Annotated in this window: 15 protein-coding genes; 9 read left to right on the top strand and 6 right to left on the bottom strand. The window is 57.5% G+C overall.

Annotated elements, in window-relative coordinates:
* From recF to dnaA, 3 genes are read right to left on the bottom strand one after another with little or no spacing between them, the layout of a single operon-like run.
* On the bottom strand, positions 1-1,104 hold the full coding sequence (gene recF, locus ACOYXG_RS27140; RefSeq protein WP_003220208.1) for a DNA replication/repair protein RecF: 1,104 nt from the start codon (positions 1,102-1,104) through the stop codon (positions 1-3).
* Between the two features lie 14 nt (positions 1,105-1,118).
* On the bottom strand, positions 1,119-2,222 hold the full coding sequence (gene dnaN, locus ACOYXG_RS27135; RefSeq protein WP_003220202.1) for a DNA polymerase III subunit beta: 1,104 nt from the start codon (positions 2,220-2,222) through the stop codon (positions 1,119-1,121).
* Positions 2,223-2,261: 39 nt separating this feature from the next.
* Entirely contained in the window at positions 2,262-3,785 is a 1,524-nt protein-coding gene (dnaA, locus tag ACOYXG_RS27130) for a chromosomal replication initiator protein DnaA (RefSeq protein WP_095139791.1), read from the bottom strand.
* 566 nt (positions 3,786-4,351) lie between these two features.
* Here dnaA and rpmH point away from each other — a divergent pair.
* The 5 genes from rpmH to mnmE all read left to right on the top strand — a co-directional run bounded on the left by rpmH (position 4,352) and on the right by mnmE (position 8,279).
* A complete protein-coding gene (gene rpmH / locus ACOYXG_RS27125) occupies positions 4,352-4,486 on the top strand; it encodes a 50S ribosomal protein L34 (RefSeq protein ID WP_003213577.1) in 135 nt (44 codons plus the stop codon).
* Between the two features lie 16 nt (positions 4,487-4,502).
* Positions 4,503-4,904 (top strand): ribonuclease P protein component, encoded by a 402-nt coding sequence (gene rnpA, locus ACOYXG_RS27120; protein WP_011336726.1) that lies wholly within the window; start codon positions 4,503-4,505, stop codon positions 4,902-4,904.
* Positions 4,897-5,142 (top strand): membrane protein insertion efficiency factor YidD, encoded by a 246-nt coding sequence (yidD, locus tag ACOYXG_RS27115; protein ID WP_080761984.1) that lies wholly within the window; start codon positions 4,897-4,899, stop codon positions 5,140-5,142. The genes rnpA and yidD overlap by 8 nt, the downstream gene beginning before the upstream one ends.
* Positions 5,143-5,144: 2 nt before the next feature.
* Complete coding sequence (gene yidC, locus ACOYXG_RS27110) at positions 5,145-6,827, top strand: membrane protein insertase YidC (protein WP_460355044.1); 1,683 nt, start codon at positions 5,145-5,147, stop codon at positions 6,825-6,827.
* Positions 6,828-6,908: 81 nt separating this feature from the next.
* Positions 6,909-8,279 (top strand): tRNA uridine-5-carboxymethylaminomethyl(34) synthesis GTPase MnmE, encoded by a 1,371-nt coding sequence (gene mnmE, locus ACOYXG_RS27105; RefSeq protein WP_414888661.1) that lies wholly within the window; start codon positions 6,909-6,911, stop codon positions 8,277-8,279.
* Positions 8,280-8,320: 41 nt separating this feature from the next.
* Here the strand turns inward: mnmE and ACOYXG_RS27100 are convergent, their stop codons facing one another.
* From ACOYXG_RS27100 to ACOYXG_RS27090, 3 genes are all read right to left on the bottom strand, one after another.
* A complete protein-coding gene (locus ACOYXG_RS27100) occupies positions 8,321-10,756 on the bottom strand; it encodes a TonB-dependent siderophore receptor (RefSeq protein ID WP_460355040.1) in 2,436 nt (811 codons plus the stop codon).
* Between the two features lie 117 nt (positions 10,757-10,873).
* Positions 10,874-11,821, bottom strand: coding sequence for a FecR domain-containing protein (locus ACOYXG_RS27095; protein ID WP_460355037.1), 948 nt, complete (start codon positions 11,819-11,821; stop codon positions 10,874-10,876).
* On the bottom strand, positions 11,821-12,327 hold the full coding sequence (locus ACOYXG_RS27090; RefSeq protein WP_097090232.1) for a sigma-70 family RNA polymerase sigma factor: 507 nt from the start codon (positions 12,325-12,327) through the stop codon (positions 11,821-11,823). Before ACOYXG_RS27090 ends, ACOYXG_RS27095 begins: the two co-directional genes overlap by 1 nt.
* Positions 12,328-12,895: 568 nt before the next feature.
* Between ACOYXG_RS27090 and mnmG the strand changes: the two genes are divergently transcribed.
* The 4 genes from mnmG to ACOYXG_RS27070 are packed head-to-tail and all read left to right on the top strand — an operon-like array spanning position 12,896 to position 17,133.
* A complete protein-coding gene (mnmG, locus tag ACOYXG_RS27085) occupies positions 12,896-14,794 on the top strand; it encodes a tRNA uridine-5-carboxymethylaminomethyl(34) synthesis enzyme MnmG (RefSeq protein ID WP_007960775.1) in 1,899 nt (632 codons plus the stop codon).
* The gene (gene rsmG, locus ACOYXG_RS27080) at positions 14,791-15,435 is read left to right on the top strand and encodes a 16S rRNA (guanine(527)-N(7))-methyltransferase RsmG (protein WP_097090233.1); all 645 of its coding nucleotides are present in this window, start codon (positions 14,791-14,793) and stop codon (positions 15,433-15,435) included. Before mnmG ends, rsmG begins: the two co-directional genes overlap by 4 nt.
* An 18-nt stretch (positions 15,436-15,453) precedes the next feature.
* A complete protein-coding gene (locus ACOYXG_RS27075; RefSeq protein ID WP_003229787.1) occupies positions 15,454-16,251 on the top strand; it encodes a ParA family protein in 798 nt (265 codons plus the stop codon).
* 9 nt (positions 16,252-16,260) lie between these two features.
* Positions 16,261-17,133: a ParB/RepB/Spo0J family partition protein gene (locus ACOYXG_RS27070; protein WP_007960777.1), complete on the top strand. Its 873-nt coding sequence runs from the start codon at positions 16,261-16,263 to the stop codon at positions 17,131-17,133.
* Positions 17,134-17,239: the final 106 nt, after the last annotated feature.

Genomic DNA, 17,239 nt, shown 5'->3' with positions numbered 1-17,239 from the left:
TCACTCCCGATGGTCGTGGGTCTGGGTGATACGGCCCTGTTCCACGTGGAACAGAGCGACTGGCGTTTCCGTCTGCCAGCCTTCCCTCAATAATTCGTGATCTACACAGGTGATGAAAACCTGGCAGCGTAAGTCTTCCAGCAAGCGGCACAGCGCGCGACGGTGGCTCTCGTCCAGCTCGGACGGCAAGTCATCCACCAGATAAATACACTGGCCGCGTCGGGCCTGGCTCACCAGATGCCCCTGGGCAATTCGCAAGGCGCAAACCACCAGCTTCTGCTGACCCCGGGACAAGATGTCCGCGGCGTTGTGTGCGCCCAATCTAAGGCGCAAGTCAGCGCGTTGCGGTCCGGCCTGGGTATGACCCATTTGCTGGTCCCGTTGCACGGAGCCAGCCAGTACGGCACTCAATTCCCGGTCCTTGTCCCAGCCTCGGTAATAGCTGAGCGTCAAACCTTCAAGCTCAACCAGTTCGCTCAAGGTTTGTTCAAAGACTGGTTTCAAGGCTTTGATGTAAGCGCGGCGGTATTCATCGATTTCAGCGCTGGCCTGGCACAGCTCCCTGTCCCAAACCGCTTGCGAAACGGCGTCAAGTGTACCATGCCGCAGCCAGGAGTTTCTCTGGCGCAAGGCCTTCTGCAAACGCTGCCAGGTCGCCATGAAACGCGGTTCGACGTGGAACACGCCCCAATCGAGAAACTGCCGGCGAATCTTCGGCGCACCTTCGAGCAGGCGGAAGCTGTCAGGGTTGATCAGTTGCAATGGCAGGATCTCGGCCAGTTGCGCGGCACTGCGAGCGTTCTGCCCGTCGATGCGGATCTGGAACTCGCCCTGACGGTCGCGAGATATCCCCAACGCACTGTGGCCACCCTCGGCCAGTTCGACCTGACCGAACACCGTGCAGGCGAGTTGCTCGTACTGGATGACCGGCAACAGCCGCGTGCTACGAAACGAACGGGCAAGCCCCAGCAGATGAATGGCTTCCAGAACACTGGTTTTGCCGCTGCCGTTGGCGCCGTAAAGAATGTTGATGCGGGGGGAGGGGGAGAAGGTCACCGGGTGCAGATTACGCACCGCGGTGACCGAAACACGACTTAAGGACATCCAGGATCAGCTGATTACAGACGCATCGGCATGACAACATAAGCCGAGTCGTCATTGTCGGACTCTTGCACCAGCGCACTGCTGTTGGAGTCGGACAGGATCAGGCGAACCTGTTCGGTGGTCATCACGCCCAGCACGTCGAGCAGGTAGCTCACGTTGAAGCCGATTTCCAGCGAACCGCCGTTGTATTCAACGCCCACTTCTTCTTCCGCTTCTTCCTGCTCCGGGTTGTTGGCCTGGATCTTCAACTGACCGTTGGCCAGTTGCAGACGGATGCCGCGGTACTTCTCGTTAGACAGAATCGCAGTACGGCTGAACGCTTCACGCAGGGCCTGACGATCGCCCAGTACCAGCTTGTCGCCACCCTTCGGCAGAACGCGCTCATAGTCCGGGAACTTGCCGTCGACCAGCTTCGAGGTGAAGGTGAATTCGCCGGTGGTGGCGCGAATGTGGTGCTGACCCAGAACGATGCTGACGTTGCCATCCGGCTCGGTGAGCAGACGCGCCAGTTCCAGAATGCCTTTGCGTGGCACGATCACCTGGTGACGATCCGGCTGACCGATATCGGCCTGCATCGAGCACATGGCCAGACGGTGACCGTCGGTTGCCACGGCGCGGATCACACCGGCCGAGACTTCCAGCAGCATGCCGTTGAGGTAGTAGCGCACGTCCTGCTGGGCCATGGCGAAGCTGGTGCGTTCGATCAGGCGACGCAGTTTGCTCTGCTCCAGGCTGCAGGTCAGCGAACCCGGGCCTTCTTCAACCGTCGGGAAATCATTGGCGGGCAGGGTCGACAGGGTGAAACGACTACGGCCGGCCTTCACGACCAGCTTCTGCTCGTCGACCTTGATGTCGATCAGCGCGTCGTTGGGCAGGCTCTTGCAGATGTCCATCAGCTTGCGCGCAGGCACGGTGATGGAGCCGGTTTCAGCCGGCTCTTCGAGTTGCACGCGACCGACCAGCTCGACTTCCAGATCGGTACCGGTCAGCGACAGTTGCTGGCCATCGACGACCAACAGCACGTTGGACAGTACCGGCAAGGTCTGTCGGCGCTCGACGACGCCTGCGACCAGTTGCAGGGGTTTCAACAGGGCTTCGCGTTGAATGGTGAAATGCATGGTCTAGTCCCTTGCCTTAATAAGCTGCGCTGGAGTTCATCAAGTGGTCAGTGTACGCAGCAGGTTCTTGTAGTCCTCGCGGATGTCCGCGTCGGATTCCTTAAGTTCGTTGATCTTGCGGCAGGCGTGCAACACCGTCGTGTGGTCGCGACCACCAAACACATCGCCGATTTCCGGCAGGCTGTGGTTGGTCAGCTCCTTGGACAGCGCCATGGCCACCTGACGCGGACGTGCCACCGAGCGCGAACGCCGCTTGGACAGCAGGTCGGAAATCTTGATCTTGTAGTACTCGGCGACAGTGCGCTGAATGTTATCCACAGAGACCAGTTTGTCCTGCAGTGCCAACAAGTCTTTCAGGGATTCGCGGATCAACTCGATGGTGATGTCGCGGCCCATGAAGTGCGAGTGGGCGATCACGCGTTTCAGCGCGCCTTCCAGCTCACGGACGTTGGAACGAATTCGTTGGGCGATGAAGAAAGCCGCATCGTGAGGCAACTCGACTTTGGCCTGGTCGGCCTTCTTCATCAAGATCGCCACGCGGGTTTCCAGCTCCGGCGGCTCGACGGCAACCGTCAGGCCCCAACCGAAGCGGGATTTGAGGCGCTCTTCAAGGCCTTCGATTTCTTTCGGGTAGCGGTCACTGGTGAGAATGACCTGCTGGCCACCTTCAAGCAGGGCGTTGAAGGTGTGGAAAAACTCTTCCTGGGACCGCTCTTTACGGGCGAAGAACTGAATATCGTCGATCAGCAGAGCGTCCACCGAACGGTAGAAACGCTTGAACTCGTTGATCGCGTTCAGTTGCAGCGCCTTGACCATGTCGGCCACGAAGCGCTCGGAATGCAGGTACACGACCTTGGCATTCGGGTTCTTCTTTAATAGATGGTTACCCACTGCGTGCATCAAGTGGGTTTTACCCAGGCCGACGCCGCCATAAAGGAACAGCGGGTTGTAACCGTGTTTGGGATTGTCCGCCACCTGCCAGGCCGCCGCGCGGGCGAGCTGGTTGGACTTGCCTTCGACGAAGTTCTCGAAGGTGAAGGTGCGGTTCAGGTAACTGGTGTGCTTGAGCGCGCCTTCGACCTGAACGGTGCGCTGTTCGGCGCGAACCGGGGCCTGTTGCGAGGCCGCACCGGCCATCGGGTCAAAGCTGTCGCGGGACGGCTCTTCACTGACTTCCTCGGTTTTCTGCGTCGAGCGCTTGGCCGGAGCTGCACTTGGAGCGGGTGCTGGCGCACTGGCCGGCACGGTATTGGCCTGAGCCTGGGACACCTGCGCAGCGGCCAACGGCGCGTTCGGCGCGGCACGCGGTGCCGAGCTGCGTTTGCTGCCTATTAATAAGGAAAGCGCTGGCGCCATGCCGTTGCCGTGCTCATCCAGCAGTTCAAGGACGCGACCGAGGTACTTTTCGTTGACCCAGTCCAGTACAAACCGGTTCGGTGCGTAGACGCGCAACTCGTCGCCTTCGGCTTCGACCTGTAGTGGACGGATCCAGGTGTTGAATTGTTGGGCAGGCAGCTCCTCGCGCAAAAGCTCCACGCACTGCTGCCAAAGTTCCACTGACACGGATATCCCCTAAGTTGAAAGCCGGTGAGGCAAAAACAAGCGGCCATTGTAGCGGCGAGCCGTCCACTTATCCACATGCAGGTTGTGTGGTGACCATGATTAATCAATGCGTTAACCGGTAAAAAGGCGACCAACGGTGTGTGCATAAGCTCTGTGGATAACCGCCTCTGAGGGCACTGGACAACTGGGGGTGGAACTCAGTGGATAACCAGCCTGTGGATAACAGGCCATTCCACACACAGGTTATCCGACAGCGCAGCACAGGCTGACCACGGTTTTCCACTGTAGTTGTCATTCTCTGTACATCATGCTGTACAAGGGCTGAAGATGGTTATCCACAGAAGAGGGCGGTCCTAGCTTTTACAAGCTTTACAGAAAAGCTTTAAATAATTCCCTTCTTTATTTTTATGTCTGGCAAACAGGTTTTCGGTTCCGGAAGCTCCAGAGATCTATTTATAAGGAAACGCTGGTTGGAAATTGACCTGAAGGCTTGCTTTCTCTAGAATCCCCGGTCTCTTAAAACGGGGGCCATTCCGGCCCGTTGTGGACGAACCAGGTAACACGACATGAAACGTACTTTCCAACCAAGCACTATCAAACGCGCTCGTACCCACGGTTTCCGTGCTCGCATGGCTACCAAGAACGGTCGCGCTGTCCTGTCGCGTCGTCGCGCCAAAGGTCGTGCGCGTCTGGCAGTTTGATAATCCGGTACTGGAGGTGAGTCAGGACTTCAGTCGGGAAAAGCGTCTGCTTACCCCCCGGCATTTCAAGGCAGTCTTTGACTCCCCTACCGGCAAGGTTCCGGGGAAAAATCTCCTGCTCCTTGCGCGCAACAACGATCTTGATCACCCCCGTCTCGGGCTGGTTATCGGGAAAAAGAGCGTAAAGCTCTCCGTTGAGCGCAATCGCCTCAAACGTCTGATGCGCGAATCGTTCCGTCTGCACCAGGATTCTCTGGTCGGCTGGGATATCGTTATCGTCGCGCGCAAAGGTTTGGGCGACGTAGAAAACCCCGAATTGATTCAGCATTTCGGCAAACTCTGGAAGCGTCTGGCCCGTAACAAGCCAGTTCCAGCAGTCAAAACCGAAACTGTAGGGGTAGACAGTCCAGATGCGTAAACTGGCACTCGTTCCGATCCAGTTTTATCGCTACGCCATTAGTCCTTTGATGGCCAGTCACTGTCGTTTCTACCCCAGTTGTTCTTGCTACGCGTATGAAGCCATCGAAAATCATGGCCTTCTGCGCGGTGGCTGGCTGGCCTTTCGTCGTTTAGGTCGCTGTCATCCGTGGAATCCCGGTGGTTATGACCCGGTTCCACCTATCCCTACCTCCCGTTCTTCTTCGATGGCCGAGTAATCATGGATATCAAACGCACGATCCTGATCGTCGCCCTGGCAATCGTGTCCTACGTTATGGTTCTTAAATGGAACCAGGACTATGGCCAGGCTGCCCTGCCGACTCAGAATGTTGCTTCCAGTACGACTGCATCCGGTTTGCCGGACACCGTTCCTGGCAATAACGCTTCCGCCAGTGACGATATTCCGCGCGCCGCAAGCGATACCAGCGCACCTGTGGAAACCCCGGTCGCTGCCAGCAAGGATCTGATCCAGGTCAAAACCGACGTGCTCGATCTGGCGATCAATCCACAGGGCGGTGACGTTGCTCAACTGACTTTGCCACTGTATCCACGTCGTCAGGATCGTCCTGATGTACCGTTTCAGCTGTTCGACAACGGCGTCGAGCGTACTTATCTGGCACAAAGTGGCCTGATCGGCACCAACGGTCCGGACGCAAGCCCGGCCGGTCGTCCGGTTTATGCCTCGGAGAAGAAAAGTTATCAACTGGCTGAAGGTCAGGACCAACTGGTCGTCGACCTGAAGTTCAGCAAGGACGGCGTCAACTACATCAAGCGTTTCACCCTGAAACGCGGCCTGTATGACGTAACCGTGACCTACCTTGTGGATAACCAGAGCGCTCAGCCTTGGTCGGGTTCGATGTTCGCCCAACTGAAGCGCGACGCCAGTGCCGACCCTTCGTCGACCACTGCCACCGGCACCGCGACTTACCTGGGCGCTGCCCTGTGGACAAGTTCCGAGCCGTACAAGAAAGTGTCCATGAAAGACATGGACAAAGGTCAGCTCAAGGAAACCGTCACCGGTGGCTGGGTAGCCTGGCTGCAACACTACTTCGTGACTGCATGGGTTGCGCCGAAGGGCGAAAACAACATCGTTCAGACGCGTAAAGACAGCAAAGGCAACTACATCATCGGTTACACCGGTCCTTCGTTGACCGCCGCACCGGGTGCCAAAGTTGAAACCAGCGCCATTCTGTACGCCGGGCCGAAAAGCCAGGCCGTACTGAAACAGTTATCCCCAGGTCTGGAACTGACAGTCGACTACGGCATTCTGTGGTTCATCGCTCAGCCGATCTTCTGGTTGCTGCAACACATCCACGCGATCGTGGGTAACTGGGGCTGGTCGATCATCTTCCTGACCATGCTGATCAAAGGGATCTTCTTCCCGCTGTCGGCTGCCAGCTACAAATCCATGGCGCGCATGCGTGCCGTAGCACCGAAACTGGCTGCACTGAAAGAGCAACATGGCGATGACCGGCAGAAAATGTCGCAAGCCATGATGGAGCTGTACAAGAAAGAGAAGATCAATCCGCTGGGCGGTTGCTTGCCGATCCTCGTGCAGATGCCGGTTTTCCTTTCGCTGTACTGGGTTCTGCTGGAAAGCGTGGAAATGCGCCAGGCGCCGTTCATGCTGTGGATCACCGACCTGTCGATCAAGGATCCGTTCTTCATCCTGCCGATCATCATGGGTGCGACCATGTTCATTCAGCAGCGTCTGAACCCGACTCCACCGGATCCGATGCAGGCGAAGGTCATGAAAATGATGCCAATCATCTTCACCTTCTTCTTCCTGTGGTTCCCGGCTGGTCTGGTGCTGTACTGGGTTGTGAACAACTGCCTGTCGATTGCCCAACAGTGGTACATCACGCGTAAGATCGAAGCGGCGACGAAAAAAGCCGAGGCGTAACTTACTCTGTGGATAACACCACTCAAAACGCCCCCTAGTGGGGCGTTTTGCTATCTGCCACTTTTGTCTGGATTCCGGTTTATGAGCATACCTCGTGAAACCATCGCTGCTGTCGCCACCGCTCAAGGTCGCGGCGGTGTCGGCATCGTCCGTATTTCCGGACCGTTGGCCAGCGTTGCAGCCAAAGCCATCAGCGGCCGTGAACTAAAACCGCGTTACGCGCATTACGGTCCGTTTTTCAGTGCTGATCAGCAGGTGTTGGACGAAGGACTGGCCCTGTATTTCCCGGGACCAAACTCGTTCACTGGCGAAGATGTGCTGGAGTTGCAGGGGCACGGTGGCCCGATCGTCCTCGATATGCTGCTCAAGCGTTGCCTGGAACTGGGTTGCCGTCTGGCTCGCCCGGGTGAATTCAGCGAGCGCGCGTTCCTCAATGACAAACTCGACCTGGCTCAGGCCGAGGCGATCGCCGACCTGATCGAAGCCAGTTCTGCACAGGCTGCTCGCAATGCCTTGCGCTCCCTGCAGGGGGCGTTTTCCCAGCGTGTGCATAATCTCACCGAACAACTGATCGGCCTGCGCATCTACGTCGAAGCCGCCATCGACTTCCCGGAAGAGGAAATCGATTTTCTGGCCGATGGCCACGTACTGAGCATGCTCGACAAGGTACGTGAAGAGTTATCCACCGTGCTGCGTGAAGCCGGACAGGGTGCCTTGTTGCGTGATGGCATGACGGTGGTGATCGCCGGTCGTCCGAATGCCGGCAAGTCCAGCCTGTTGAATGCCCTGGCTGGCCGCGAAGCCGCGATCGTGACCGAAATTGCCGGTACCACCCGGGATATCCTGCGCGAACATATCCACATCGACGGCATGCCGCTGCATGTTGTCGATACGGCAGGTCTGCGTGATACCGATGATCAGGTGGAAAAGATCGGCGTCGAGCGTGCGTTGAAAGCCATTACTGAAGCGGATCGGGTGCTGCTGGTAGTCGATGCCACCGCGCCGGAAGCTGCAGACCCGTTTGCCCTTTGGCCGGAATTCCTCGAAACCCGTCCGGATCCGGCCAAAGTCACCTTGATTCGCAACAAGGCTGACCTGACGGGTGAAGCAATCGCTCTGGAAGTCAGCGACGATGGCCACGTGACCATCAGCCTCAGCGCCAAATCCGCTGGCGAAGGGCTGGAATTGCTGCGCGAACACCTCAAGGCCTGCATGGGCTATGAGCAAACCTCGGAAAGCAGCTTCAGTGCCCGTCGCCGTCATCTGGAGGCTCTGCGCCATGCCAGTGCAGCGCTGGAACATGGTCGCGCACAGCTGACGTTGGCCGGTGCCGGTGAGCTGCTGGCCGAGGATTTACGTCAGGCCCAGCACTCTCTGGGAGAAATCACCGGGGCATTCAGTTCCGATGACCTGCTTGGCCGGATCTTCTCCAGCTTCTGCATCGGTAAATGACCAAATGGGCTGTGGACAATTTATCCACAGCCCCTTTGGGTTCACCAGTTGTAAGACACCGTACCGAGTAAGGTGCGATCTTCGCCCCAGTAGCAACGGCCAGCATCGTTGCATCCCGACACATATTCCTTGTTGAACAGGTTCTTCGCATTCAGGTCGACGCTCCAGTGCGTGTCGATCTGATAACCGATGGCCGCATCCACCAATGTGACATCGCCGGCATCCAGCTTGCCGTATAGCGAAGGCGAGGTGTAGGCGAAGGCACTGTCGAAGTAACGCACGCCGCCACCCACGTACAAACCTTTCAAATCGCCATCGAGGAAACGGTACTTGGTCCAGACCGACGCTTGATTACGTGGCACGCCGGTCATCTGGTGGCCTTTGACCAACGAGGTCGCCGCGTCTTTGGTAATCCGCGCGTCGGTGTAGGTGTACGCCGCAGTCACATTGAGGTTCTGGGTCAGATTGCTGTTGAGTTCCAGCTCCACGCCTTTGGAACGGCTTTCGCCGACCTGGCGATAGGTCGATGTGGTCGAGTCGAAGTAGGTGTCGTCCTTTTTGCGCAAGTCATATACCGACGCGGTGAACGCGGTATCCCAGCCGATCGGTTCGTACTTGAGGCCCACTTCGTATTGGCTGCTGGTGATCGGATCGAGCGGCGCGCCGGCATTGGATATCTGCTGCACCGGCACGAACGAGGTGGAATAGCTGACATAGGGCGTCATGCCGTTGTCGAACTGGTACATCACGCCGCCCTGGTAGGTGAACTTCTTGTCCTCGGAACTGATGTTGCTGCCCTTGGCCACTTTGTCGCGGAAATCACTGTCGACCCAGTCCTGGCGCCCGCCGAGCAAGAACAACCAGTGGTCATATTTGCTCTGGATCTGGGCATAAACACCTTTCATCTGTTGTTCGAGCAAGGTGTTCTGCACCGCAATCGGTGTAGTCGGATCGCGCAAATAAACCGGGTTGTAGATATTGATCGGCCCGACGATGCCGGCATTCCAGTCCTGATTGAACGAAGTGCGGTCGTAGCTGGCGCCGAACAGCACGGTGTTTTCCAGCTCGCCGACCTGGAATTTGCCTTCCAGTTGGTTATCCAGCGAATACACCATGGATTTGTTGAAGCGATCGTACGCGGTCATGTTCAGGCGCGTGCCGAACCCGGCGTTGTTCAGGTTGCCGGGCCAGGTCTCGTGGCGGGTGATTCGCGACTGCATGTAGCGCGAATTCTGGCGGAACTGCCAGTCATCGTTGAAGGAATGGCTGAACTCATAACCGGTGCTCCAGGTTTCCCGTTCGAAGGTGTTCCAGTCCGGATCGCCAAGCATGGTGCCTTTGGATAGCTTGCCGTTGGGATTGCTCAGCAATGTGCCGGCCGCCGGCAGACCCAGTTCCATATTGGTGTGATCTTTCTGGTAGTTGGCCAGCAGGGTAAGGGTGTTGAAGTCGTCGAAATTCAGGGTCAGCGACGGGGCGATGTAAATGCGGTCATCCGGTACGTGATCGGTCTGGGTGTCTGACTTGCGTCCGAGCATCACCACTCGTCCCAACACATTGCCGCTGTCGTTGAGTGGCCCGGACACATCGATGCCAATCTGCCGGCGATTATTCGAGCCATAACCCAGTTGCACTTCGCCGCGTGGAGCTGCGGTCGGCCGCTTGCTCACCAGATTCACCAGGCCGCCCGGTGCGTTTTCCCCATAGAGCAAGGACGATGGTCCGCGGAAAATTTCCACGCGCTCCAAACCGTAAGGTTCGGTGCTGGTGTCATAACGGTTGCCTTGCACGCGAAGTCCATCGCGCAACAGGCCGTAGCCGTAATCGGTGGCGTTGAAACCACGAATGAAAAACAGATCGCCGGCCAGGCTGTCGCCCGCTGCAAACGGTGGGGCGAAGATGCCGGGAACGTAGCCGAGTACCTCGGTGAGCGTCTGAGATTTCTGATCTTTCATGCGCTGTGCGGTGACGACTGACACAGAACGTGGTGTTTCCGACAACGGCGTGCTGGTTTTCGTACCGATCCGGCTGTTCTGCGCCCTATAGCCGACGTCGGCGGCGTAATCCAGATCCATCGGATTGGCCAATTGCCCGTTGATGTTGGTCGGGGCCAGCTCCAGCAAATCACCATTGGGCAGCGCCTGCAGAATGTAGCTACCCGGCGCTTGAGGTACGGCTTGCAAACCTGAGCCTTGCAGCAGTTGGGCGAATCCCTGTTCGACGGTGAAGTTGCCGTTCAGTCCGGTACTGCGTAAACGGTTGGTCTGCTGCGGCGAGAACGACAGAATCACGTTTGCAGTGGAGGCGAATTGGCTCAAAGCATTGTCCAGCGGGCCGGCAGCAATGGTGTAGCGCTGCGCGACCGTTGCCGCGAAGGCGTTATTGGTCATTGCCAGGCAGGACGCGGCACTGGTCATCAGTAGGCTGTAGGCAATGCAGTGGTGGGAAAAACGCTGACGGAACGTGGGAAGACGCATGTGTGGATAAGCCCTGAAGGTGGCGAAGAGCCGCGTTTATCGCGATTACCTGTAGGGCCGGGTCAGGACAAAAAAAGATAACCCTGCTTTCGATTTTTTTCCCCAGGAGATTTTCAATCAGACGCTATGGCTGATCGAGACCCAGTAACGGGTGAAGTAGCGGACGTTGATCGGTAACGAGGCCTGAAGATTGGCCAGCACGGCATCGGTGGAATCGAGCCGAAAGGTGCCGGATACGCGTAGATCCCGGGCACGACTATCGCAGTGCATAACACCGCTGCGATAACGCCCCAGCTCTTCGATTACCGCACCCAGCCGCGCATCGAGCACAATCAGCTGGCCGTTGGTCCAGGCCACTGCCGAGGATTTAAAGGGGTAAAGGACCCCGATATGCCGACTATCGAAATCCGCACCTTCGCCTGCTTTCAGGATCATCGCGCTCGTTGATCGATCAGCGGGTTGCACGCTGACCCGATCTTCCAACACGCCGACCCGCGTTGAGCCCGACAACTTATGCACAGAAAAACGGGTACCCAACGCTTGAATTCGGCCATCCGCGGTTTCGACCAAAAACGGCCGCTGATCGCCGAGCTTGCCGGTCTGAATGAGGATTTCACCCGAGCGCAAACGAATCAGCCGTTGCGTTGCGTCGAAAGATACATCGATGGCCGTATCGGTATTGATCTGAATCTGGCTGCCATCGGCCAATGAGATGTTGCGACGCTGACCAACGCCGGTTTTGTAATCAGCCCAGGCATTTCCAAGGGAGGTATGTTGTTGGGCGTTCCAGCCAAGGATCCCCGTCCCTGTCGCGAGCAGTAATAATTTCAGGATCTGGCGCCTTTGTTGGCCGGTATTCAGTGCGCGACGTTTCAAATCAAGCGGCAAAGTGCCGAGCTGACGCTGCAGTTGTTCCATCTGGTTCCAGGCCGCCAGATGCGCTGGATCGCTATCTATCCACAGCTGCCAGGCTTTTTGATCGGCGAGGGTCGGCGGATCGGCCTGAAACTGCACGAACCAACTGGCAGCCGCTTCGAAAACCTTGCGGTTCGGTGCAGTGGGCATCAACGCTGCGCCATGATCAGGGCACATTCCGTCAGGGCGCGGATCATGTGCTTCTTTACTGTGGTCAGGGAAACCTGCAACTGCGCAGCGATCTGTTGATAAGTCAAACCGTCGATCTGCGAAAGCATGAAGATCTTCTGGGTTCGCGCGCCCAGACCGGCCAAGGCTTTATCCACAGCGATCAGGGTTTCGATGATCAGCGCCTTGTCTTCTTCGCTGATGGCGGTGGCTTCTGGTCGAGCAGCCAAGGTCTGCAAGTAGGCAACTTCGATGGCCTGTCTTCGATAGCGATCAATGACGAGGCCGCGTGCAATGGTCGCCAGATAATCCCGCGGTTCGCGAATCTGCGACGCATTACGTGCCGCGAGGATCCGCACAAAAGTGTCATGCGCGACATCGGCAGCATCGCAGGCGTCGTGCAGTTTGCCCTTGAGCCATCCATACAGCCACGAATGGTGTTGCTCGTAGATTTGCTCGATCGCAGCATGATGGGCGGGTAGGGACATGGGAGAAACTGACGAGTTAATGATAATGGCTATTATTAGCCTCTGTTACGTTCTCTCACAATAGCCCTGTCACATCCCACTATCGACTTCATGCTCGTCTCCGATCTCTCGGTGGCGTTTTACTGCGTCCTGAAAAAACCGTCTGGTTGAATTTCTGTGGATTAAGCCCTGTGAATAACTGCCAATGAGGTCAGTTGATAACAGGGCGTGAAAACTGGATATAACTGCCTCTGTGGATAACCACCCCATTCATCCACAGGCTTAAACCGGTTATCCAAGGGCCTCCTGAGGACCTGATAACAGGGTTTTGAAACTCTGTACACATTGAATAATAAGGCCTGTAGCAATCTATCCACAGAAAGGTCGGTCAGTAAGAATAAGCATTAAAACAAAGGTTTTATAAATTTCTCTCTTTTTTATTCTTTTAACCTCGAGTTCTCCACAGCTGGTTAAATTTTGTGCAAAGGGTTCTTTAGGGAGGGCGAAGTCCCTATACTTGTCGACCAGGTCCAGAAACCTGATCTCAAACTATTCCTGAATACCTACTTAAGCAGGCACGAGGTGCGTGGTGGATTTCCCTTCCCGTTTTGAAGTGATCGTCATCGGCGGCGGTCATGCCGGTACCGAGGCAGCACTGGCCTCAGCACGTATGGGGGCAAAAACCCTGTTGCTGACGCATAACGTGGAAACCCTCGGTGCCATGAGCTGCAACCCGGCCATCGGTGGCATTGGCAAAAGCCATTTGGTCAAGGAAATTGACGCCCTCGGCGGCGCGATGGCCATGGCTACCGATCTGGGCGGCATCCAGTTTCGCGTATTGAACAGCCGCAAAGGTCCGGCCGTACGAGCGACCCGTGCGCAAGCCGACCGTATTCTGTACAAGGCCGCTGTCCGCGAAATTCTGGAAAACCAACCGAACCTGTGGATATTTCAACAGGCCGCTGACGACCTGATCGTCGAGCAGGACCAGGTACGCGGTGTTGTCACGCAAATGGGTCTGCGGTTCTTCGCCGATTCCGTGGTGTTGACCACTGGTACGTTCCTCGGTGGACTTATCCACATCGGTTTGCAGAATTTCTCCGGCGGTCGTGCCGGTGACCCGCCGTCGATTGCCCTGGCACATCGTCTGCGTGAACTGCCGCTGCGTGTCGGTCGCCTGAAAACCGGTACGCCACCGCGCATCGATGGCAAATCTGTGGATTTCTCGGTCATGACCGAGCAACCGGGCGATACGCCGATCCCGGTCATGTCGTTCATGGGCAACAAGGAACAACATCCGCGCCAGGTCAGTTGCTGGATTACCCATACCAACGCCCGCACCCACGAAATCATCGCGGCGAACCTCGATCGTTCGCCGATGTATTCCGCTGCCGGCGAAATCGAAGGCATCGGTCCGCGCTACTGCCCGTCGATCGAAGACAAGATTCATCGCTTTGCTGACAAGGAAAGCCATCAGGTGTTCATCGAGCCGGAAGGCCTGACCACCCATGAGCTGTACCCGAACGGGATATCCACAAGCTTGCCGTTCGACGTGCAATTGCAGATCGTGCAATCGATCCGCGGCATGGAAAACGCGCACATCGTGCGTCCGGGTTATGCGATCGAGTACGACTACTTCGACCCGCGTGACCTGAAATACAGCCTGGAAACCAAAGTCATCGGCGGTCTGTTCTTCGCTGGTCAGATCAACGGCACCACCGGTTACGAAGAAGCTGGTGCGCAAGGTTTGCTCGCCGGGGCCAACGCCGCGCTGCGTGCCAAGGGCAAAGAAGCCTGGTGCCCGCGTCGCGATGAAGCGTACATCGGCGTGCTGGTCGACGACCTGATCACCCTCGGTACCCAAGAGCCGTACCGCATGTTCACTTCCCGTGCCGAGTACCGCCTGATTCTGCGCGAGGACAACGCCGACCTGCGTTTGACCGAAAAAGGTCGTGAACTGGGTCTGGTCGATGACGCGCGTTGGGCGGCCTTCTGCAAGAAACGCGAAAGCATCGAACTCGAAGAGCAGCGCCTGAAGAGCACCTGGGTTCGCCCGGGCACCCAGCAGGGCGATGCGATTGCGGAAAAATTCGGCACGCCGCTGACTCACGAATACAACTTGCTCAACCTCTTGAGCCGTCCGGAAATCGACTACGCTGGTCTGGTCGAAGTGACCGGGCAGGGCGCCGAAGATCCACAGGTCGCCGAACAGGTTGAAATCAAGACCAAATACGCCGGTTACATCGACCGTCAACAGGACGAAATCGCCCGTCTGCGCGCCAGTGAAGACACGAAATTGCCTGTGGATATCGATTACACCAACATTTCCGGTCTCTCCAAGGAGATTCAGAGCAAGCTCGGTGCGACGCGTCCGGAGACGCTCGGCCAGGCTTCGCGGATCCCGGGCGTGACCCCGGCAGCGATTTCGCTGTTGATGATTCATTTGAAAAAACGCGGCGCGGGCCGTCAGTTGGAGCAAAGCGCTTGAGTTCTAAGGTCACTTCGCAACACGCCGAAGAGTTATCCACAGGAGCCCGCGAGCTCGGTGTCAATCTCAGCGCGGCCCAGCACGAATTGCTGCTGGGCTACCTGGCCCTGTTGATCAAATGGAACCAGGCCTACAACCTGACTGCAGTTCGCGATCCTGACGAAATGGTTTCGCGGCATTTGCTCGATAGCTTGAGCGTGATGTCGTTCATCGAAAACGGCCGCTGGCTCGATGTCGGCAGTGGCGGCGGCATGCCCGGCATTCCGCTGGCGATCCTGTATCCGGACTCGCAAGTGACCTGTCTGGACAGCAACGGCAAGAAAACCCGCTTCCTGACTCAGGTCAAACTCGAACTCAAACTGGATAACCTGCAAGTTACCCACAGTCGCGTCGAAGCCTTCCAGCCTGCCCAGCCATTCAACGGGATCATTTCCCGGGCTTTCAGCAGTATGGAGAACTTCACCAACTGGACTCGCCACCTCGGCGATGCCGACACGCGCTGGCTGGCAATGAAGGGCGTTCATCCGGCCGATGAGCTGGTAGCATTGCCGGCAGACTTCAAACTCGATAGCGAACACGCCCTGGCCGTACCCGGTTGCCAAGGCCAACGCCATCTGCTGATACTGCGCCGCACGGCATGATTGGGAACACAAGCAAGAATGGCTAAGGTATTCGCGATAGCGAACCAGAAGGGTGGTGTGGGCAAGACCACCACCTGCATCAACCTCGCAGCATCCCTGGTCGCGACCAAGCGCCGGGTGCTGTTGATCGATCTCGATCCACAGGGCAACGCCACCATGGGTAGCGGTGTGGATAAACATGGCCTGGAAAACTCGGTCTACGACCTGCTGATCGGCGAATGCGATCTGGCCCAGGCCATGCACTACTCCGAGCACGGCGGTTATCAACTGCTGCCGGCCAACCGCGACCTGACCGCGGCTGAAGTGGTGCTGCTGGAAATGCAGATGAAGGAAAGCCGTCTGCGCAGCGCGCTGGCGCCGATCCGTGAAAACTACGATTACATTTTGATCGACTGCCCGCCGTCGCTGTCGATGCTTACGCTGAACGCATTGGTTGCCGCCGATGGGGTGATTATCCCCATGCAGTGCGAATACTTTGCGCTCGAAGGCTTGAGCGACCTTGTGGATAACATCAAACGCATTGCCGAACTGCTGAACCCCAACCTCAAGGTCGAAGGTCTGCTGCGCACCATGTACGACCCGCGGCTGAGCCTGATGAACGATGTTTCGGCGCAGCTGAAGGAACACTTTGGCGAGCAGCTGTACGACACGGTGATCCCGCGCAACATCCGCCTGGCCGAAGCACCGAGCTACGGTATGCCGGCACTGGCCTACGACAAGCAATCGCGCGGCGCGCTGGCCTATTTGGCACTGGCGGGCGAGATGGTTCGCCGTCAGCGCAAAAATTCACGCATCGCCGCTGCCCAGCCAACTTAAGGAATCCCCATGGCCGTCAAGAAACGAGGTCTCGGACGTGGACTGGATGCACTGCTGAGTGGTCCGACCGTCAGCGCGCTGGAAGAACAGGCGGCGCAGGCCGATACCCGTGAACTGCAACATCTGCCGCTGGACCTGCTGCAGCGTGGCAAATACCAGCCACGCCGCGACATGGACCCGCAGGCGCTGGAAGAGCTGGCGCAGTCGATCAAGGCGCAAGGCGTGATGCAGCCGATCGTGGTGCGCCCGATTGGCGGTGGCCGCTTCGAAATCATCGCCGGTGAACGCCGCTGGCGCGCCAGCCAGCAGGCCGGCCAGGAAACCATCCCGGCGATGGTCCGTGATGTGCCGGATGAAACCGCGATCGCCATTGCGCTGATCGAGAACATCCAGCGTGAAGACCTGAACCCGATCGAGGAAGCCGTCGCCTTGCAGCGACTGCAGCAGGAATTCCAGCTCACTCAACAGCAGGTGGCCGAGGCTGTGGGTAAGTCCCGCGTGACTGTGGCTAACCTGTTGCGACTTATTGCACTGCCTGAAGTCATCAAGACCATGCTGTCCCACGGTGACCTGGAAATGGGTCATGCCCGTGCTTTGCTCGGTCTGCCGGACAATCAGCAGGTGGAAGGGGCGCGACATGTTGTCGCACGCGGCCTGACTGTGCGCCAAACCGAGGCACTGGTTCGTCAGTGGTTGAGTGGCAAACCGGAGCCTGTGGAAGCGGCCAAACCCGACCCGGATATCGCCCGGCTCGAACAGCGTCTGGCCGAGCGCCTAGGCTCTGCGGTGCAGATTCGCCACGGCAAGAAGGGAAAAGGTCAGCTGGTGATCGGTTACAACTCACTCGATGAGCTTCAAGGTGTGCTCGCACACATCCGCTGAAACATTTCCTCATGTAGCGCGCAGTCGGAAATCACTACCTGACAGTTGAATAGGGGCAGAACCGCCCCTATACTCTGCGCGCATTTTGTCGGCACAAATTATGCCA

The organism is Pseudomonas sp. G3-39 (genome assembly GCF_054790485.1).
The sequence above is the reverse complement of the archived record's forward strand: the minus strand, read 5'-3'. Positions and strand labels throughout refer to the sequence as shown.